General features: G+C 50.3%; 19 protein-coding genes. 12 read left to right on the plus strand and 7 right to left on the minus strand.

Features of this window, described 5'->3' with window-relative positions; genetic code table 11:
• Positions 1-388 precede the first annotated feature (388 nt).
• From VH413_01635 to VH413_01650, 4 genes are all read right to left on the minus strand, one after another.
• Positions 389-3,970, minus strand: a complete 3,582-nt coding sequence (locus VH413_01635; protein HEX3797374.1) for a leucine-rich repeat domain-containing protein — start codon at positions 3,968-3,970, stop codon at positions 389-391.
• Positions 3,971-4,133: 163 nt separating this feature from the next.
• Positions 4,134-4,640, minus strand: a complete 507-nt coding sequence (locus VH413_01640) for a PIN domain-containing protein (GenBank protein HEX3797375.1) — start codon at positions 4,638-4,640, stop codon at positions 4,134-4,136.
• Positions 4,641-5,363, minus strand: coding sequence for a hypothetical protein (locus tag VH413_01645; GenBank protein HEX3797376.1), 723 nt, complete (start codon positions 5,361-5,363; stop codon positions 4,641-4,643).
• Positions 5,360-5,575 carry a hypothetical protein gene (locus VH413_01650; protein HEX3797377.1) on the minus strand — a complete coding sequence of 72 codons (216 nt, stop codon included), beginning with the start codon at positions 5,573-5,575 and terminating at the stop codon, positions 5,360-5,362. The genes VH413_01645 and VH413_01650 overlap by 4 nt, the downstream gene beginning before the upstream one ends.
• Before the next feature lie 9 nt (positions 5,576-5,584).
• On the opposite strand from VH413_01650, the gene VH413_01655 reads away from it, so the two are divergent.
• Together VH413_01655 and VH413_01660 are read left to right on the plus strand one after the other, a co-directional pair.
• Positions 5,585-6,466 carry a hypothetical protein gene (locus tag VH413_01655; GenBank protein HEX3797378.1) on the plus strand — a complete coding sequence of 294 codons (882 nt, stop codon included), beginning with the start codon at positions 5,585-5,587 and terminating at the stop codon, positions 6,464-6,466.
• Positions 6,456-6,767 (plus strand): hypothetical protein, encoded by a 312-nt coding sequence (locus VH413_01660; GenBank protein ID HEX3797379.1) that lies wholly within the window; start codon positions 6,456-6,458, stop codon positions 6,765-6,767. Before VH413_01655 ends, VH413_01660 begins: the two co-directional genes overlap by 11 nt.
• Positions 6,768-7,225: 458 nt before the next feature.
• Here VH413_01660 and VH413_01665 read toward each other — a convergent pair whose 3' ends face one another.
• The gene (locus tag VH413_01665) at positions 7,226-7,978 is read right to left on the minus strand and encodes an exodeoxyribonuclease III (GenBank protein HEX3797380.1); all 753 of its coding nucleotides are present in this window, start codon (positions 7,976-7,978) and stop codon (positions 7,226-7,228) included.
• Between the two features lie 210 nt (positions 7,979-8,188).
• On the opposite strand from VH413_01665, the gene infC reads away from it, so the two are divergent.
• Entirely contained in the window at positions 8,189-8,953 is a 765-nt protein-coding gene (infC, locus tag VH413_01670; protein HEX3797381.1) for a translation initiation factor IF-3, read from the plus strand.
• 326 nt (positions 8,954-9,279) lie between these two features.
• Positions 9,280-10,305, plus strand: a complete 1,026-nt coding sequence (locus tag VH413_01675) for a tyrosine-type recombinase/integrase (protein HEX3797382.1) — start codon at positions 9,280-9,282, stop codon at positions 10,303-10,305.
• Between the two features lie 192 nt (positions 10,306-10,497).
• On the opposite strand, the gene VH413_01680 is transcribed toward VH413_01675, so the two are convergent.
• Positions 10,498-10,830 carry a hypothetical protein gene (locus VH413_01680; GenBank protein HEX3797383.1) on the minus strand — a complete coding sequence of 111 codons (333 nt, stop codon included), beginning with the start codon at positions 10,828-10,830 and terminating at the stop codon, positions 10,498-10,500.
• 73 nt (positions 10,831-10,903) lie between these two features.
• Between VH413_01680 and VH413_01685 the strand changes: the two genes are divergently transcribed.
• Genes VH413_01685 through VH413_01705 form a run of 5 tightly spaced genes read left to right on the plus strand, consistent with a single transcriptional unit; the run spans position 10,904 to position 15,862 of the window.
• A complete protein-coding gene (locus VH413_01685) occupies positions 10,904-11,422 on the plus strand; it encodes a hypothetical protein (GenBank protein ID HEX3797384.1) in 519 nt (172 codons plus the stop codon).
• Positions 11,423-11,468: 46 nt separating this feature from the next.
• Positions 11,469-12,026, plus strand: a complete 558-nt coding sequence (locus VH413_01690) for an RNA polymerase sigma factor (protein HEX3797385.1) — start codon at positions 11,469-11,471, stop codon at positions 12,024-12,026.
• A gap of 2 nt (positions 12,027-12,028) precedes the next feature.
• Positions 12,029-12,250 carry a hypothetical protein gene (locus VH413_01695; protein HEX3797386.1) on the plus strand — a complete coding sequence of 74 codons (222 nt, stop codon included), beginning with the start codon at positions 12,029-12,031 and terminating at the stop codon, positions 12,248-12,250.
• A 56-nt stretch (positions 12,251-12,306) separates the two neighbouring features.
• Complete coding sequence (locus VH413_01700) at positions 12,307-14,112, plus strand: AAA family ATPase (protein HEX3797387.1); 1,806 nt, start codon at positions 12,307-12,309, stop codon at positions 14,110-14,112.
• A gap of 13 nt (positions 14,113-14,125) precedes the next feature.
• Positions 14,126-15,862, plus strand: a complete 1,737-nt coding sequence (locus VH413_01705; GenBank protein HEX3797388.1) for a UvrD-helicase domain-containing protein — start codon at positions 14,126-14,128, stop codon at positions 15,860-15,862.
• Between the two features lie 325 nt (positions 15,863-16,187).
• Here VH413_01705 and VH413_01710 read toward each other — a convergent pair whose 3' ends face one another.
• Entirely contained in the window at positions 16,188-16,802 is a 615-nt protein-coding gene (locus VH413_01710; GenBank protein ID HEX3797389.1) for a site-specific integrase, read from the minus strand.
• A gap of 172 nt (positions 16,803-16,974) precedes the next feature.
• Between VH413_01710 and VH413_01715 the strand changes: the two genes are divergently transcribed.
• From VH413_01715 to VH413_01725, 3 genes are read left to right on the plus strand one after another with little or no spacing between them, the layout of a single operon-like run.
• Positions 16,975-17,601 carry a hypothetical protein gene (locus tag VH413_01715; protein HEX3797390.1) on the plus strand — a complete coding sequence of 209 codons (627 nt, stop codon included), beginning with the start codon at positions 16,975-16,977 and terminating at the stop codon, positions 17,599-17,601.
• Between the two features lie 52 nt (positions 17,602-17,653).
• Complete coding sequence (gene yhdJ, locus VH413_01720) at positions 17,654-18,523, plus strand: adenine-specific DNA-methyltransferase (GenBank protein HEX3797391.1); 870 nt, start codon at positions 17,654-17,656, stop codon at positions 18,521-18,523.
• A complete protein-coding gene (locus VH413_01725; protein HEX3797392.1) occupies positions 18,520-19,683 on the plus strand; it encodes a restriction endonuclease in 1,164 nt (387 codons plus the stop codon). The genes yhdJ and VH413_01725 overlap by 4 nt, the downstream gene beginning before the upstream one ends.
• The last annotated feature ends 251 nt before the right edge of the window (positions 19,684-19,934 follow it).

Genomic DNA, 19,934 nt, shown 5'->3' on the forward strand with positions numbered 1-19,934 from the left:
CGCGAGCCGTGACTAGACCAAAAGCTCCCAAATCACTCAACAAAACCCACAAATATTTCGCGGCACCGCAGGACGAACCCGCCACTCCACCAAGTTCGCAGGGACGACCGACAATCTAGCGCAGGGCTGCGCTGCCGCGCAGCCGTCCAAGTCCCGCAGGGACGAAAGAGCTTAGCCCAGCCATTTATGGCTGGGTTTTATTTCGCCTACGATTCAAGTCCCGCAGGGACGAAAGAATCGTTGAAAACGAGCGCGGCGTGCGCTTAGACGATTTCAGAAATATTTCTTACGTCCCTGCGGACTGCGGGCGGCGGAGCGGCGCCACCTTGCCATTTGGGGCAGTGCGCGAATGCGCCCGAAGCGTTCGGACTGGGGAAACTTTATAAGTTCACGGCCCCACCATCCCCCGATAAAATCTTTTTGCGCCCGTAACCGATGAATCGAGAAACAGCGTGCTCCCACCACTATTCGTGACCGTGCGCAACGCCGTCCAATTCATGAGATCAGACGACGTTTGGATTTGCACGATCGCGTTCTCGAGCCCGCTGATGGTGAACTGAAATTGATTGGTCGAAAGCCAGGTGGCGCCGCTGAGCATGATGGAACTTTGCGGCTGATAAGTTACCACCACGTCGCGATCTTGAAGTACCTGTATTACTTGCGATGCTTCAGAATTAGCCCCGAGATCAAGCCAGTTGAACGAGAGATTGATCACTCCGAGTTGGGTAAGGTTCGTGGCCGCATCAATGGACTGCAAATCGTTCCCTTCGAGATAGAGCGTGTTGAGGTTCGTATAAGTCGCCAGCTTGGAAATGTCCGTCAAATGATTGGACGACCCATCAAAATACGTCAACGGCAGCGCCGGCAGCGTGGACAAATTCGTTATGCCAATGTGGACGATGCTCAACGCCGAAAGCTTCGTATCGCCGGCAAATACCGCGAGACTTTGAATCGGGTTGTTATCCAGGGAAACCGATTGGAGATTGGTGAGTCCATCCAGAGCCGAAATATCGGTGAGGTCATTTTGTTGCAGGAGAACAAAAAACAGTTGGCTCGCGAGCGTCAGCGAAGGCAGGGTGGTTATGTGGTTATTTTCAAACTCGATCACCGCTAGATTCGTCATCGGCGCGAGGAATGAAACATCCGTCAACCCGATTCCCGGGAAGGTCAGAAAACCAATTCTTTCCGGAGCGGGAAAATGCTTCAGCGGCGTGAGGTCTTGCACGGGAATATAGCTCAAATCCAAATAATAAAGATTGGGCAGATATTCGAGGAACGCGATGTTCGTCACCGGCGTGTTATCAATCGCGAACAGTTGCATGCCCGTCATGTTCGTCACGAAATCCACGTTCGTCACCGGGTTCTGACTAAGATAAAGCGCGGCAAGGTTCGTCAATGGCGCGAGTGATGCCGCGTTGGTGACAAAATTATTCCCCAGATACAGGCCGTTAAGTTGCGTCATTCCCACCAGCGGCGTGATATTCGAAATCGAGTTCTGTGAGACGTCGAAGGTGATCAGGTTCGTCAACGTCAAGGCGAACGCCAGGTTGGTGAGGCCAATACCATGCACATCCAGGTTATTGACATTCGCCAATCCTCCCAGCACCTGCGCGTTCGTGACCGCGTCGTTTTCCATCTGGAATTCGCCGAGATTCGCCGCCAGATTCGTCACCGGCGAAAGGTCGGTGAAAAAATTATCATTCAACTCCAGGTGATAAATGCTCGTCAGCGAATCGAGAAAATCCAAATTCGTGATGCCGCAATTATCCAAATCCAATTCCGTAAGCGCATATAAGTCTCCAAGTGCGCCCGGATTCATTATCTGATCGTCCTTCAAACTGAGTTTCGTGAGATTCGTCGCATAATTGAGACCCGTGACGTCGGTAATATTTTGATCATCGAGGATGAGGCTCGTCAGCGTCCCTAAATCCGCCGGAGTAATTTCGTTCGTCGGAATGTTCAGCATCTGGCCGATAGCCGTGAGCAGATTCGGATCGGGAAAGAGCGCTCCGCCAATGGGAATCAGCATCGCATCGTCACTGTAAACCTGATAACCCAAATCATCCGACACAATGACAAAATAATCACCAGCGTCACTGGCCGTCGCATTGGTAATGGTCAAAGTGTCGGAAAACGAGCCCGAAATAGTGTCATCATCCGTCAAAGGCGTCCCGTTGAAATACCATTGATAAAAGAGATTCGTCGTGCCGTTGGTGTCCGTCGCCGTGACGCTGAAAGTGACGGCTTGGCCGGCATTGAAGAATGCGTTCGTTGGCTGCGTCAGGACCGTCGGCGAAGGATCCTGCGGCTGATAGTTCACCGCCGCATTTTGGCCGAGGAGAAAGTTGATCACATTCAGCGACGCGGAACCGGAATCGAGATCGAGCGTGTTGTCATGCACGTCAAGTGAAGTCAGCAAAGTCAGATTCGTCAGGACATTGATATTCGCGAGCAAATTGTCATTCAACGTCAGCATGGTCAGATTGGTAAGTCCCGCGAGCGGGGCGTCGCGATAGATCTGATTATTGTCCAGTTCAAGATTCGTCAGGTTGGTCAATCCCGCCAATGGCGATATGTCAACGATCTGGTCGTAGTTCAAATAGAGGTACGTCAGCATCGTAAGCTTCGCGATCGGCGCCAGATTGGTGACTTGATTCGATTCCAGAAACAGCAGCGTAAGATTAGTCAAGCCGGACAGTGGCGCGACATTGGTGATTTGGAAGTTCGCGCCCAGGTCCAGGGCGATCAACCGGGAGGCGGTGGCCAGCGGTGAAACATCCGTGATTTGATTGAGCGCCAGATCCAATGAAATCAGTTGCGGATTCGGGAACACTGGAAGGTTTGTCACCAAATTCGCGTCTGCATCCAGAGAATATAAAGAAATCAAATTCGTGGCGGGCGAGAGATTGGTGAGTTGATTATTATTCACCGTTAAATATTGCAGATTGGTCAACCCCGCCAGTGCCGTGATGTCCGTGAGCAGATTTTGTCCCACGTCCAGTTGAGTCAGGTTGGTGAGACCCGCGAGCGGAGACACATCCGGGAATTGATTTTGGCGCAGCGATAAAAAAGTCAAATTCGTCAGCCCACTCAACGGCGCGGCATTGCTGAATAAATTATTCTGCGCGCTTACGTAGGTCAGATTCGTCAATCCCGCGACCGGCGAAAAATTCGTCAACAAATTGCCGTCTAGTTCCAAATGCTGTAACTGCGTCAGTCCCGCGATGAACGAAATATTCGTCAGTGAAGCACTGTTGAACGCGAGAAAAGTCAGGTTGGTCAGGTTGGCAACGACGGTAGGATTTGTGATCGCGTTGCCATCCAAATCAAGCTGGCCCATTTGCGTCAAGCTCGCGAGCGGCGAATCATCCGTAATGGAATCGCCGTAACAACTGATGCTTTGCAGCATCGAAAAATTCGTCAAAAAATTGATGTTCGTAATACTGCTAAGTCCAATATCCAGATTCGTGAGATTCACCAGCGAACCAAGCACTGCGACGTTCATAGGTTGGTTGGCGTAAATATTAAGCAGTTGCAAACCGGTCAGGTTCGTGAGCGGGCTGTAATCGGTGATGAGGTTATTATACAAATAAGTGACTTTCAGATTCGGCGCGTTCGTCAGGAACGAGATGTTCGTCAAAAAACTGCTGATGAAATCCACCTCAGTAAGATTCGTCAGGCCCACAAAGCCGGAAAAATTGGTGACTGGATTGCTGTTCAAAACCAGATTTTGAAGATTGCGCGCGAACTCCAACCCCGTCGTGTCCGTCACGCCCCGCGTATCCGCGTTGAAATTCGTGAGCGTCAACATTTCATCCGCGGTGATCGGGCCTGAGTCAAGCTTCAACGCCTCCAACAACGCCTGATTAAGCGCCGGATCGGGGATGTTCACTGTTTGCGCCTGCGCACCGGAAGCCAGAATCAATCCCAGCGTCAGCACGGCAAATACAATTCGTGAAAGGCAGTTCATTCTTGGATTCATACGTTTGAGCTGGCTGATTGGATGCGGACGACCTGGCCTTTCTGAAACACGGCCCGGTGCGACAAGTTGCCGTGCAGTAAAGGCAATATCATACCCGTTTTACCGAAGGTTCGTCAAGGTTATGACCCGGCGGGTAGTGTCCTAATTTGGATTAGGTACTTGGATTTAGTTCCGATTGGGTTGGTTGAGGGCCGAACCCATCCCCATTGCCCGGAACGCAGATTTTGATTGGCAAACCGAGCGTGCCGTCCAACTTTACCAGATCATCGTTGTCGTACGAATGCATAAAATCCACTTGTTGAGCTATTGCGCTAGCAAGGTGGATTGCATCTTTTGGCTTCAGCCTGGAATGTTTCCAAAGCAGTTTTCTGGCAGCTTCGGCGATGTTTCGGTCGCAATTGATCGGAATAATGTAACTGCGCTCAAAATATTCACTCAAAATCTGTTCATGCTCGGGCGAAAGCTTGTTTAATTTTCCCGTTGGATCGGTAATAGTTTTTACCCAAACGCATTCAACGAATGTCGCGGCGGAAGTATAAATTCTGACATCCCCTGCCTGAGCAGCCTTCTCAATGCGCATACAGGCATCCACCCTTCCCTTTTCGCTGCCGAAAAGGGCATGAAAAACACAAGCATCCCAGTAAACCGATTTTGGCATTTATTTATATTGTTTGAACATCGCTTGCACATCCTCAATTGTGGGCAATTCATGGTCTGGCCGGAAAATGCGCATACTGTCTACTGTAATGCTTACCGCATGGCCCTCCTTCGCATAGTGAATCAGACCGCTAGCCAGAATTCTTTTTGTGTAGCCCTTAACGGCATCGGCCTGAGCCTCTTTGCTTTGAAGATAACAAGTGACCTCCCTATGTTGAATTGGGTCGTAAATCGTGCAGGACAGTCCATGCCTCGCAGACAAAGAAATAATCTCGCCCTCGATTCCGCCAAAGGCTATTTGGGGTTGCCCGGATAAAATCGCATCCGCCGTTTCAGCGACTACCATCGGCACATCTTCGACCGGGCCACCGTTTTTTATGGTTACAGATTGAATATCATCCCCGTCATTTAATCTTGCTAATCTGCGCGCCGCAGATACCTCGTTGCGAGTGAATCCATTAGGAATGCGCCTTATTCCGCTCCGCATTGACCGCATACCCTGACACACAATATCCAAAGACTTTTCGGATTCACGAGTTGGGTTTTCGATCCGCATTCTCAATATTTCGCTCCCTTTATCTACCTCTACCGTCCAATTAATGGTGGAATTGGTAACGTTTTTTGCAACACCTTGAACCATTGCAAAAAAGTCCTTCGCTCCTTCTAAAAACTTCTCAGGGCTAAGTCTTTTCGCAGAAATTTTTATTTCGATTTGGTTGCTCATATCATCGCCTCTGGTTTCAGGATTTTGCCGTTGCTGTCAATGTAACGCCAAACAAGCCTATCAACCAAGCGAGAGCCTTTGTCTTGCCATCGCGATAGCGCAGTCTGCCAGTTAGCCGAATCCACGGAAATACAAATTTTGGTCATTCTTCCGCTTCCCTTTTTGGGGCCAGTGCCTTTTCTTGCCCCGCCACGCCGTTCAACATTTTTCATTGACATATTTTGAATATTATATTACTTTATTCAAAAGTCAATAGGAAAACTATAGCAAACGAACTGAAAACGGAAAAGAAGGCGCAAGCGGTCGCAATGCTTTGCGAAGGAAGCAGCATCCGCAGCGTTGAGCGGATCACCGGCATTCACCGCGATACCATCATGCGCTTGGGTGTTCGCGTCGGTCAGGCGTGCGCTAAGATTCAGGATGAGAAAATGAAAGACCTGAATTGCAAGCGTCTTGAGGTTGACGAAATTTGGGGCTTTATCGGGATGAAAAAGAAAAACGCCAGTGTGTTTGATACGGTCGCGGGCCGTGGCGATATCTGGACGTATATTGCTCTCGACGTGGACAGCAAGCTGATTCCCTCTTTCCTCGTTGGAAAGCGCGACGCCTACCATTCCAAAACTTTCATGGCTGATCTGGCCGCACGTCTCAAATGCCGCGTGCAACTCAGTAGCGATGCCCTTGCGTCTTATGCCGACGCCGTTGAGAGGGGTTTCGGCGCAGAGGTGGATTACGGACAGATTTCAAAAACCTATTCACTCGCCCTCGTAAATAACGCTCCGGCGAATATTCACTACAGCCCTGCGGAAGTGGTTAAAACTGAAAAGACGGTTGTTCAAGGCGCACCAGATATGGAATTGATTTCTACCTCTCGCATTGAGAAGCAGAATCACACGTTGCGGATGCACTGCCGCCGCCTTACGCGGTTGACGAACGCTTTCAGCAAAAAGCTGGAAAATTTCCAAGCCGCTGTCAGTCTCAATTTCGCTTATTACAATTTCTGCAAAGTGCATCGGGCCATCCGCTGCACGCCAGCAATGGAAGCGGGAATTGAGCAAAGCCAATGGACAGTTGCCGAATTGATTGAACGCTGTGGCGAATAAATCCGATTACATAGCGCGCTTACAAGTAGCCGTCTCGCAGTTGCATGACTGCGGGGCGGTTCATCGCGCTACCGTGCCTGTCCACGAAACATTTCAGGGCAAGACGGTGTGGCAAGGGGATGTGGAGGTATTCGATCTGCACGGACACCCAAAAGCGAAACGTGCCTATGCCTGGAGCCATCTCGACGGCGCAAAGGATGAGCGGGAGCGGTTCGTTGCGGTCTTGGAAATTCCGCCTGTGGATTCAGCGCAAAAGGCCGTTCAGGTTCAAATTGTGAAGGACGTGAAAGGAATAAAGTGATACGAAAAATATCTGAATTGCATCGTTGTAATTATGGCCTGCCGCATACAGATATTTCATGCGAGCCAACCTCATCCGAAATTTGTACCGCCATATCCAATAAGCAATTTGAGTCGCGGTCTTTCGATCAGGCTGATAAAAACGGACTTCTCAACGAGTGGAATAACGCGGCTAATGGCAACGATACCGAAATGGGTCGTCTCCAAAAAATTTATCACGCCCAGAGGATAGCTTATTTAATCGTTAATGGATGGTCTGACCCTATAACCATTGATTTAAATGGGGTTATAACGGATGGCAATCATCGAATTAGGGCTGCATCTTTCCTTGGCAGAGCCGAAATAGATGCAAATGTTAAACCAAATTAGGACACTACCGCCCGGCGTAAAACCGTCCGGACGCCGCAAAAAAATACGGGAATCCAGCGCCCACCATTCACCTGCTGCCGGGCAGGCGATTTACTCAAGCTCAATGCCCACCGGGCAATGATCCGACCCTAAAATATGCGGATGAATAAACGCCCGCTTCAACCGCGGCTTGAGCGATTTCGACATGAGAAAATAATCAATCCGCCAGCCGACATTCCGCGCGCGGGCATTCGACATCTGACTCCACCACGTGTAATGGCCGCCGCCCGGTTCAAATTGCCGGAACGTGTCCAGAAAACCCGCCTCCACAAATGCCGAAAATCCCGTGCGCTCCTCGATGGTGAAACCGTGGTTGCGCACATTCGGTTTCGGATGCGTCAGATCAATCTCCGTGTGCGCCACATTCAAGTCGCCGCAAAAAATCACCGGCTTCTTGCGCTCCAGCTTTTTCAAATACTTCAAAAAATCCACGTCCCATTTCTGGCGATACGGCAGCCGCGCCAGGTCGCGCTTGGAATTCGGCACATAAACATTCACCAGATAAAAATCAGGATACTCCGCCGTGAGCACGCGGCCCTCGGCATCGTGTTCATCCACGCCGATGCCCAGCGTCACCTTGAGCGGCCGATGCAGCGTGAAAATCGCCGTGCCCGCATAACCTTTTTTCTGCGCGCTATTCCAATAAGTCGTATAGGTCGAAGGCCAAAGCTGTTCGACATCGTCGGCGGTCGCCTTGGTCTCTTGCAGGCATAAAATGTCCGGCGCTTCCCCGGCTAAGTATTCCAAAAAGTTCTTCCGCAACACCGCGCGGATGCCATTGACGTTCCACGAAATAATTTTCACCGCGCGAGCTTAACGGAAACCCTCCGCCACCGCCAGAAAACTGATGCGCGAGTCATTATGACAACTAATGTTACAACGAAGTGACCGGCGATTATTTTCTTGTTATTTGGCCGCGCTGTGCTTTAATACAAATGCTACAATTAGCCAGGCATGAAGCCTGTCCGTTTTGCGAACGAACTGCATGAACAAGTTTAAACTGGCGGGGGCCTCTTGAGTCGCCCTTTTGCACCACGCTCTTCTTCTTCTTCCGCTTCCTTTGTCAGGGTCAACGGGAAAATCCGCGCACGTGAAGTCCGGGTCATCGGAGTGGATGGAAAACAACTCGGCATCATCGGCCTCGGTGATGCCATCAACCTCGCGCGCCAGAACGGCGTGGACCTGGTTGAAATCGCCGCGACCGCCACGCCGCCGGTGTGCCGCCTCGTTGATTTCGGCAAGTTCCGCTACGAACAGGCCAAAAAGGACAAGGAATCCAAGAAGCATCAGCACGCCAATAAGGTCAAGGAAATCCAGCTTAGTCCCAAGATTGACCCGCATGACCTCGGCGTGAAGTTGAGCCACGCGATTGATTTCCTTTGCGAAGAGATGAAGGTCAAGATCGTCCTGAAATTCCGCGGCCGCGAAATGGCCCACACCGAATTCGGCTTTCAACTCATCGAAAAATTTCTCAAAGACGTGACCCCTTACGGTCACCCCGATTCCACGCCCAAACTCATTGGCCGCGCGATCAACGTCATGTTGAGCCCGCTGCCGCGCAACAAGCGGGCGAAGAATCCCAACGAAAAACCGCATCAAGGTCCCGGCGACGCCGACACTGACGAAGATGACGGCGATGACGACAGCGAGGAGAATCACAAACCCGCGCCCAAAAAATCTTCCTCACCCGCCGCGGCAAACTCCGCTGCGAATCCGGCCGACATCCAATCCGAAGCCACCGAAGCCACCGAAGGCGCCGCCCCCGCGCAACCGGCCTAAGATTAAATTTGGTCAGCCCATTTTGACGTAGAGGCGCAGCGAAGAGGCAAAACTTCGAGCCACGGCTGGAACTCGGATTAAACACCGATCAGCAGATTTTTGTCCGTGTTTAGTCTGTGTCCATCTGTGGCGGGTTTAATTAAACCCTTTGTTTATTAGGGTTTGCTCACACGATGGACGGCCACTGTCAGCAAAAATGTCAGTCACGGGGCGGATGGTAAAACAATTCGCCAAAACTGGCTAGAACTTGCTGAAACTTCGCCAGAACGCGCGTTCAAAACCGCCGTTCAAACAGGACTGGTATCTCGAAACAGAGAAAGCCAGTTATGAAAACGAAATACACGATGTTCCGGCGCGGCGAAATGTTTTACATGCAGGACAGCGCGACCGGCAAACAGACCAGCCTACACACCAAGGACGAAACCGAGGCCAAGAGCCTATTGGAAGCCCGCAACGCAGCGCAGCGGCAGCCTGTGCTAAACTTGCACCTTGCCCGCGCCTATTTGACCGCCAGCGACCCCGCCTTTGTGGAACGCACTTGGAGCGTGGTCATGGAACAGATGCAGTCCAGAGGCAAAGAGAGCAGCCGCGAGCGTTACGCCAGCGTGTTCAAGTCCGCCTGCTATGACGGCTTGCGGAACAAGAAATTGATGGAAACCACCGCCGACGATTTCTTTGCCGTGTTCAAACAAAACAAAGTTGCCATTAACGAGTTTTTGAAACGGCTGCATAACTTCGCCGTGCATCTTGGCTGGATTGCCATTCCAATTGTCGCGCCCTACCTTTGGCCGAAATACGAGCCGAAAGACCGGCGCGGCATCACGGCAGCGGAACAGGAAAGCATCCTTGCCCATGAGAAAAAAGCCGAGTGGAAACTTTACCTTGAATTGCTTTGGGAAACCGGCGCGGCGCAGAGCGACGCGGTTAATTTCAAGGCGGAGGACATTGACTGGCAGAGCCGGACAATCTCTTATTTCCGCATGAAAACCGGCTCGCTGGCGCAGTTCACCATCAGCAAGAAACTCGAAACCGTGTTGAGCCACTTGCCGACGACCGGCGTTTTATTCCCGCACCTGTCCAAGTTTTCGGCCAACGACCGCGCCAGCCGTTTCCGCCGTCGTTGCCACAAGGCGGGCGTGACGGGCGTAACCCTGCATTGTTACCGCTACGCATGGGCGGAGCGGGCAAAGGTTGTCGGGATGCCGGAGCGTTTTGCCCAGGCTGCGCTTGGGCATAACAGCAAGGCGATTCACCGCGCCTACGCGAAGAAAGCCCAAATCATCGCGCCGAGCCTTGAGGAATACGAAGCGAGGGCAGCGACAGCGAAACAACAACAGGCAGTTGCGGCGTGAGGCCGCACAAATAGAAAAGCGGTTGAGCTTATCGGCTCAACCGCTTTTGTGGTTTTGGGGACTTGCGCCATCCCCAAGCCCCGCGCCAAAGGGCGTTGCCCTTTGGAATCCGTCATCCGCTCGCGCTGGCCTGATCGCTGACGCGCAGCTTTCCGCACGGCGGAAAGAATAATGTTTTGGAAGGAGCAGCGGCTAGGACACCGCCGCCAAGGAAGCGTGACCGTTCGCCACGCTGCTAAAGGAATGCTCTTTTTTGCGGGCGTTCTGCTTTTGCCAGTGCTGGCAAATAGTGTTGCTGACTCTGACCAGCCAACCGCGATCTTTCGTCATTTCCAGCACGTCCGCCGTGGCGAAATACTTGGTGGAATTCGATGAGGGATTGCCGAGCGGCTTGAGTAGCCGGGCATTGACCAGCGCGGGAATATCGTGCGGCTGGCAGTTCAGCACCCATCCCGCTTGTTCCGCCGTGAGGCGGGCGGGAAGCTGTCCTAAAAGCGACAAGAACCGTTGTTGATCCTCTTTCATATAAAATACCAGTCGCTATAATGAGCCGAAATAGAACAAATAAATTTTTCACTTCAAAGCGGTTGAGGAAAATATGAAACAAAAGCGAACAAAATCTGGCGTTGATAGTGTGTTAAAGGGAAATACGGGCGAGTTTTATGCACTGGCTGAGTTGAGTCGGCATGGATGGACTGCGGCACAAACGGCGAGAAATACACGGCTTTATGATATTTTGGCGCGAAAAGATTCACGCCAAGTTGCCTTGCGAGTCAAAACCAAAACATCTGACGCCCTTGTGTTTCAGTGGAATGCGAAGCCAGATGGCAGAATATTTGGCGAGATTGGCGCAGATGATTTTTGCATTCTTGTTGATATCCCTGAAAGCCACGACGAATTCCCGCAATTTTACATTGTGCCAACTAAAGTTCTTGAGGGCTGGCTGATTGAAGATTTCAATACATGGCTTGAGACTCCGGGCAAAATTAAGCAACAACGCAGTGCTGCCAACAAGCGCCGACTTTTTTACATGGACGAGGATGCCAGCAAATCAGGGCATGGTTATTTGACCAAATTAAGCTCATATCGTGACTGGAAGATTCTTGAAAGGGATTGACCTATTGCTTTATTTTTAGCAAAACGATCAGACTTTTTCTGGCATTATGGACGACCTGATTAAACTTGTCCGCACCTACCGGGTGACGGCGGGACTGGCTGAACGGCTGCGGCTGGCGGAAGCCATCTTCCGCCTGATTGCACCAGATTTACGCGCTTTCGTATTCAGCGCCATCGTGCCGCAAGCCGCCGAAGATGTGTCACAGGAGGTTTTAATAAGCATCGCAGCCAGCCTCAAGAAGTTTGAAGGCAATTCAAACGGGCAATTTTGGGAGTGGTGCTACATGATTGCGCGACGGCGGATATATGACCATATACAAAAAAGAGACCGCGACCGCCTCCTACCCATGCCCCATGACGAGATTTTAGATTTGCTGGACGCATCGGCACAGGTTGCGCCTCTGACGGCGGCTGACCGGCACGATTTGGAATACGCGCTGAATTTGCTGGATAGTTCAAAACCCGAATGCCGGGGTTATCTCTGGAATCATTATGTGATCGGATTCGATTACGGCGAGATTGCCGAGGAACAAAACCTGAATTACGATAACGTGAGAATGAAAATCGGGCGATGCTTGGAAGAAGCTAAGTCGCTCGTTTCCTAACCATGCCAAACGAAAACACAGACGCCGAAGCCGCCTTGAAAAAGCTAGGGCATCGGGTGCGACTGGGCTGGGCCAAGAAACATCCCATCCCGGACAAAAGCCTTGAATCGGTCAAGAACACCGTGCGAGAGCAATGGGAACAGGAGCAGACCGCCAGCAAGCCCGCGCCAAGTCCCGCGAAAGACCAGAAGCCGAAGCCGCCGGAACCCGGCATAGAGCGTTAAAAGCCTTTAAGCCTGCCCATATTTCAAATATAAATGACCCAAATCAGGGGTAGGCAATGAGAATTTCACGAATCAAAATCCAAAATTTTCGAGGCATAAAAAGCGGAGAATTATTTTTCCCAAAGTATGCGGTTTTGGTTGGCGACAACAATTGCGGAAAATCAACCGTGATTGAGGCTATTGACCTTTGCCTTGGCCCCGAACGACTTTCGCGCCACCCTATTATTGACGAACACGATTTTTATGCTGGCCGCTACATTGATGCAGAAAAAAAGCCGGTCGAAATTAAAATCGAAGTTGTTGTCGTAGATTTGTCCGATGAGCAAGCACGAGAATTTAGAAATCACATAGAGTGGTGGAACGAAGCAGACAACACCTTGCTGGACAGTCCGCCACCGGAAGGCACAGACCAACCAAGTGTTGTTCCGGCGCTTCGCGTTGGTTTTACTGGTGTTTATGACGTCGAAGAAGATGATTTTACAGGCAGCACCTATTTTCTGTCTCCCGCTCGTGAAGATGGGGGACATGATTTTTTCAAGACCTCCGATAAACGCCGCTGTGGGTTTCTCTTTTTAAGAACACTTCGCACTGGTTCACGAGCATTAAGTCTGGAGCGCGGCTCGCTGCTCGATATTATTCTAAGGTTGCAGGACAAGCAGCTTCAAATGTGGGAAGAAGTTTTGGAAGAACTTCGCAAACTTCCGGTTGCGGAAAAGAAGGAGCTTGGCATTAGCGATATTTTATCAAGCGTTCAGGCGGCGGTCAGGTCATTCGTGCCATCTGATTGGGCGGACAATCCATGTATGCGTGTGTCAGACCTCACTCGTGAGAGTTTGCGCCGGTCTTTGACCGTTTTCATGGGCACAGGAGCAAAACTTGATGACGGAACAGACCATGCCGCCCCATTCCAGCACCAAGGAACCGGAACGATTAATGCGCTTGTCCTCGCATTGCTTTCATTGATTGCTGACCTTAAGCAAAACGTAATCTTCGCGATGGAGGAACCAGAAATTGCAATTCCACCGCATACACAGAAGCGAATCATTGACAGCGTATGCAAGAAATCTGCCCAAGCGATTTTTACTTCACATTCGCCATATGTTATTGGGGAATTTAAGCCGTCTCAGGTGTTAGTTCTCCGGCGCGATCAAGGAATTCTTTCCGGGGTATTGGCGGACTACCCGCCAACCGTTAAACCCAAAGCATACCGCACCGAGTTTCGCAGTCGTTTCTGCGAGGCATTATTGGCGCGCCGAGTTTTAATATGTGAAGGACGAACGGAATTTGACGCGATGCCCGCAGCAGCGAGAAGATTGCATGAGCTTCACCCAAACGATTTTAAGACATTGGAAGCCCTTGGCATCGCTTGGATAGATGCACAAACAGATTCACAAGTTGCACCACTTGGGGAACACTTCAAAAAATTGGGGAAAATAGTGTTTGCCGTGTTTGATAAGCAAGACCCGGCGCAAAAAGCAGCTATTGAGGCAGTAATTCCTCATTGTTTTGAAGCACCCGAAAAATCATTTGAAAAAGTTATCTTAAATCAAACGGCAGAAGCCGCGTTACGGCGTTTTGGGCTGGCCCTTGTAACAGAGGGGGATTGGCCGCCACATCTAGCAGCCAAGAAACCAACGGCAGCAATGCCGCTGAATGATCTTAAAGGCACATTATCTGATTACCTTTCGTGGTCAAAGGGCCACGGAACTGCGGCAGACTTGCTTGGGCAATGCACTCGCGATGAAATGCCAAAGTTCATCTTGGACACACTTTCAGCGATTCAAAATATTGCCGAGCCACCACCTGCACCGGCCCCACAAGCGGCACCCGCTCCACAAGCAGTAGAGCCTAAACAGCAGTAGAGAAAGGCGTTTCGTGATTGCATTGAATCCCGAAAAGCAACGGCTACTTGATACCAACGGTCATATTCTAGCCCTGGGCGGGCCGGGTTCTGGCAAAACATTCATTGCGCTAGTTAAAGCGGAACATGAACTACGTTCGGCAAAACTTTTGCGTGGGCAACGGATTCTTTTTCTTGGTTTCGCTCGTGCTACGATAGCACAGGTTGCACAGCAAGCCGGAACTCTGGTCTCAAGCTCTCACCGGGATTCGCTTGAGATGAATACTTATCACGGCTTTGAATGGAATATCCTACGCAGTCATGCCTATTTGCTCAAAACCGGAAAGCCGTTGCGCCTACTTCCGCCACCTGAAGCGGCATCGCGCCTCGCGGAAATTGATACCGCCGCAAGACCAGCAGAAAAGCGGCGTCTTTTTCTCGAAGATGGATTGTTACATTTTGATCTTTTTGCATCAGTAGCAGGCGAATTGCTTTCCAAGAGCAAGGCACTAGCACGAATCATTTGCGATGCTTATCCCATCATCATACTCGATGAGTTTCAAGACACGAACTCAGACGAGTGGCAGTTGATTCAAATATTGGGCAAAAAAAGTCGGCTGATCGCATTGGCGGATGCAGAACAGAGGATTTATGAATTTCGGGGAGCCGATCCGAAACGCATTGGAGAGTTCATTAAGACTTTTGCGCCAACACAATTTGATTTCGCTTCGGAAAACAATCGCAGCAACGGCACTGACATTGCAGTATTCGGAAACGATTTGTTAAGCGGAGCTAACAAAACGAAAACGTATAACGATGTATCGGTGCTTAAATATCAATTGCGAAAGGGAATTGCATTCCATCTTGATATAAAGCTTTCAATTCTTAAGGCGTGTCAACGGCTTCAAAAATCTGGAAAGACTGTTTGGTCACTTGCGGTGCTTGTGCCAACAAAGCAGTTAATGCTCGATGTTTCTGATTACTTGTCGCAAGAACAACTTTTTGATGGAGGCAAAAAACTGCCGGTTCTTTCGCACGAAGTGGCGCTTGAATCAACAGCACCATCGCTTGCGGCGGTTCTCATCGCCGGACTTTTGGAGAGTTGTCCAACATCTGCGGAATTGGCCCAGCGTATTGTCATTAGCCTCTGCGAACACATCCGGGGGCGCAAAGGTGATAAGCCAGTCGCGCAAGGTGAATTGAAACTTGTCGGGGCATTAGGGGACTACGTTGGAACAGGTGTAATAAGAGGTTCGGCGCGAACACTTGTAGTTGATGAGTGCAAACGTATCGCTACGGAGCGAATTAATTTAACTATGTCAGGCGACCCTTGGGAGGATTGGCTTGCTGTGCGCCAGTTGCTTGGAAACTCCGCTGCGGCATCCATTGTGCAAATTGCAGAAGATGCAAAATACCTCAGATTGCTCCACAAAGGGGCCATCCTTAGATCAAAGCTCAGTGAACTTTGGAGAAAAAATGGGGATTACTCTGGTGCTGCCGCTTTGGTTCGTGAGGCATTGCTGCAAGAGCATTTCTCGGCTTCAACAAGGAAATGGACGGGTATTCATGTAATGACAATTCATAAATCGAAAGGAAAGGAATTCGATGAAGTAATTGTATATGAGGGCAGTCATCAAGGCCGGATAGTCCGCCAGAATGCCTCAGACAAGGATATTGCTCAGGCTCGTTTGGTTCTGCGCGTAGCAGTCACGCGAGCTATGAGCCGTGCAACAGTATTGACTCCTAAACGTGATCCTTGCGTATTTCTATGAATTATTTTCGATGCCGGATTGCATTGATGAATTTTGCGAAAGCGGCAATCAGCTCCGCGATTGCGTTAATCAATAAAGCGATAGTGATAATCTTCATGGTTTTCTCCTCGTTTGTCCGCCTTGATTGGCGTGACGTGAGCGAGGTTGAAAGCCGGTAGCAAGACAGAACGGGAAAGGCCGCGTAGCGCCGGGACGAGGGGTGAAGCTGCACAAGCGCAGCGCGGAAGCAAACAGCCTTGGACGTTGTGAGACACCGGCTAGAGATTATTCGCGTTCACGCCAGAGGGGGCAGAGAGGACAGACCTGATTTCAAGTCGCCAAGAGATTAACGCCGCCGCTTGGATTTCGGTGTTATGCCATCAATATAATCAGCCCACCATTGCATCATCTTCCGGCGTTCCGGCAGATATTGAGCGTGATTGTAGGCGGCGCGGACCTTGTTGCGCTCGCCGTGGGCAAGCTGGCGCTCAATCACGTCCGGCATAAAGCCATTTTCATTCAAAATGGTGCTGGCCGTGGAGCGGAAACCGTGGCCGGTTGTCCGCGAGTGATAGCCCATCCGATAAAGCGCATAAAGCATGGTGTTTTCGCTCATGAAGGAAACGGGATTGTGCTGGTTTGGGAAAATATATTGCCGATTGCCGGTGTGCTTTTGCAATTCCCGCAGCACGGCCACGGCCTGACGCGAAAGCGGCACAATATGCAGTTCCTTCATTTTCATCCGCTCGGCTGGAATCCGCCACTCGGCCTTGTTAAAATCTATTTCAGGCCATTCTGCCGCCCGTAATTCCGTTGTGCGGACGAAAGTGAGCAGCAACAAGCGAAGGGCCAGCTTGGTTTGTAAAGCGCCGTCCATAGTGCCGTCATAGGTTTCCAGCTTTTGCAGAAATTCCGGCAGATCGGCGGCTTTCAGGTATCCGCAGCGACGCCGCCGCTTTATACCGGGAAATGATGCGTGTCATTCTCATCATCGGCGGCTCTATGCCGCCCATGTCTGGCGAAGATCAAAAGGCGCTTGCCGTGGTGAAAGGGTAATGACAATGGACTACGACGATTACAAAAAGAAAGCGCGGTGGATTTGGTTTTTCGTGCTGTCTGTCCCGTGGATGATGTTGATGATTGGCGCGGGAAACGACGCCTACAATAAAACGGCAGCGGAAACCGCGACCAAAACCGGCTTTTCCCATTTCTGGTCAAGCGGCGCGGGCATCTTTAACAGTGACGCCGACAACGCCCGCATGAGCTACATCATCGGCGGTGTTTTCGGGTTGATTGGCGTATTTTTTGTCGCCCACATCATTGCGGGGGTTCAGGTTTCCATGAAGGAAGATGCCGCCAAGCGGAAGCTGGAGGCACAGAATCAGCGGGAGCAGCGCGAGTTTCAAAAGCAAATGGAGGACATGGACGAACAGAGCAACCAGCAGGACAAGCTTTCAAAATTCGCCCAATCCAAACAGGAATTGATTATGCGACTTGGCAGCATTGACCAGTTTATCCGCGTTCTGGAAACCGAGACTGACGCCAACAGCCGGACAATGGCGCTCCAAGACGCGCACTCACAAATGACCAAATTAACGGCAAGTCTGGCTTCCGAGCAAATCAGCCGGGAGGCGTTTGATGATCCGGTTGTCCGGGAACACGCCTTGGAAACCAGCAAGGACTTGGCCCGCATCGGGCTGGCAAACGACCGCTTGAGCCGGGACATTACACGAATTTTCGGCCTAAATCCCTCCGAATGAAGAATCTCTCCTGCCACCTTGATTGAATTTTCCAAGGTGCTATGCTCGCGTTATGACGGTTTTTGAGAACAGCGAACATAAAATTATTTGGGGCAACGCGCTTGATGCCCTAAACGAACGTGTGCCTGACGGCACCGTGGACCTCATTTTTGCAGACCCTCCTTACAATATCGGGAAAAATTTCAACGGTCACAAAGACAGTTGGCCAACCGATGAAGAATATCTGGATTGGTGCTACAAATGGATTGACCTTTGCATTCGGAAACTGAAGCCCAGCGGCAGCTTTTATTTGATGGCATCAACTCAATGTATGCCATTTTTTGACATGTATTTCCGTCAGCGGATGACCGTCCTGTCTCGCATCGTTTGGTTTTATGACAGCTCAGGAGTTCAGGCGCGTAAATTTTTTGGCTCCCTTTACGAACCGATTCTATACTGCGTTAAAGACCCTAAAAATTACACATTTAACTCCAAAGATATTTTAGTTGAAGCCAAGACCGGCGCGAAGCGAAAGCTAATTGATTACCGCAAGCCTGTGCCTACGCCCTATAATACTGAAAAAGTTCCGGGCAATGTCTGGGAATTACCTCGTGTCCGCTACCGGATGGATGAATACGAAGAACACCCAACCCAAAAACCAGTCGCATTGCTTGAACGGATTATCAAGGCAAGCTCCAATTCTGGCGATTTGGTTCTTGACCCATTCTCGGGGACTTTTACAACAAGCTACACTGCAAAAAAACTTGGACGGAAATCCATTGGTATAGAATTGCAGGAACCTTATGTAAAAATCGGTTTGCGTAGGCTTGGCATTCAAGACCATTTGAATGGAGTCCCAATCATTCGCCCGGATAAGGCTTATACGCGCAAAAACGGTGCAAAAAAGAGGCCAGAAGAAGAAAGTTTATTGTTGAATCTATGATTGATCACGCATTCACGGAGAACATACGTCAAGTCTTGGGTGAACACTTTGAGGGAGCCTCAGAGGAGATTTTTGAAAAGAGCGACCTTCTCCAATACATCAATGTAAAAACAAAATCTGCCAACCGTGGCTCGAAATCCCGTGGCAGTTTTGCGAACCTATACGCGATTTATGTCCTCGTCGAAGACTACATCGCAAAGGAATTCCACAAAAAAGGTGATTACTCCAAATACGCCGGAGCAATTTTTAGCGACCTTTTACGCAGACAACGCCAATTGCCCTTTGGGGCGAAACTCCAAAATCACGCGCTTAACCACCGCATGAATGAGGAATTCAAAAAATTCTTTCCAACGTGCAAATTTACGCCAATTATGCGGGACGCCAGCACGAACCGTTATTGGATTAACACCAATTTATTGGCGGTCACGGTAGGGGGTCAAAACTACAATCTTGCGGAATCAATCATCGGCATCATTGACGCCTATATCGGCGCAAAACGAGATTCGCTCAACACTTTCATCGAGGCTTGCACAAAGTTGAAAGACCTTATGGGCGAGACCCCTGACGCAGTCGAAACCTACATTCTTGGATTGTTGGCACCAAATGTAGATGCTCGCCTATTTGAAATTGTGAGTTTTGCTATCCTCAAGTATTTCTACCACGAACAATTCGTTTATTTTGGATTTACACTGGAAGAAGTCAAAAAGGAACATCTGCGTTTGTTCAAAACTGGCCGAACAAATGCCAATGATGGTGGCATTGACTTTGTGATGAAACCACTTGGGCGCTTCTTTCAAGTTACAGAAACTTTGGACGTAAAGAAATACTTCCTCGATATAGATAAACTTGAAAGGTTTCCGATCTCGTTCGTCATCAAGTCCGAAGAATCAATACCCTCTTTGCGAGCGCGTCTCGAACAAGGAGCAAAAGAACAATATGTTGTGGACGCAATTGTTCGTAGCTACATGGCTTGCATTGAAGAAATAATCAATGTCCCAAGTTTGAAAGAATGCTTCAAGATAGCGGTCAAACAGAGTTATCTTCCTGCTATCCTTGATGAAATTGTGAAGCAGAGCAAAGTCGAATTCAATTACACCGAGGACACAGACCCTGCCGTTGACGACGAGGAAGACGAAGACGAGTCTGCGCCCGGAAGCTAGAATACCAATTTGCCTTTGCGGGGCTAAATTCCCGACACGCCCCGCCGTCCAAGAGGCACAAGCAGCCGCTCGCTTTCAGCGTGGCAAGCCACCGCGCAACTTGTGCCACTTGTCCTCTCCCATGTGAGTCTGACATTTGGCCGTCCGTGTTTCGCCGTCCGCCTTGCGGCTTGCCCTTCACCCTGCAAGCCACGGCTCCCTTGCTTCACACCGCCAGCCAAAAGTCAGAACAGGCCGGATTTGAGCCTTTG

Source organism: Verrucomicrobiia bacterium, assembly GCA_036268055.1.
In the GTDB taxonomy this organism is placed as follows: domain Bacteria; phylum Verrucomicrobiota; class Verrucomicrobiia; order Limisphaerales; family Pedosphaeraceae; genus DATAUW01.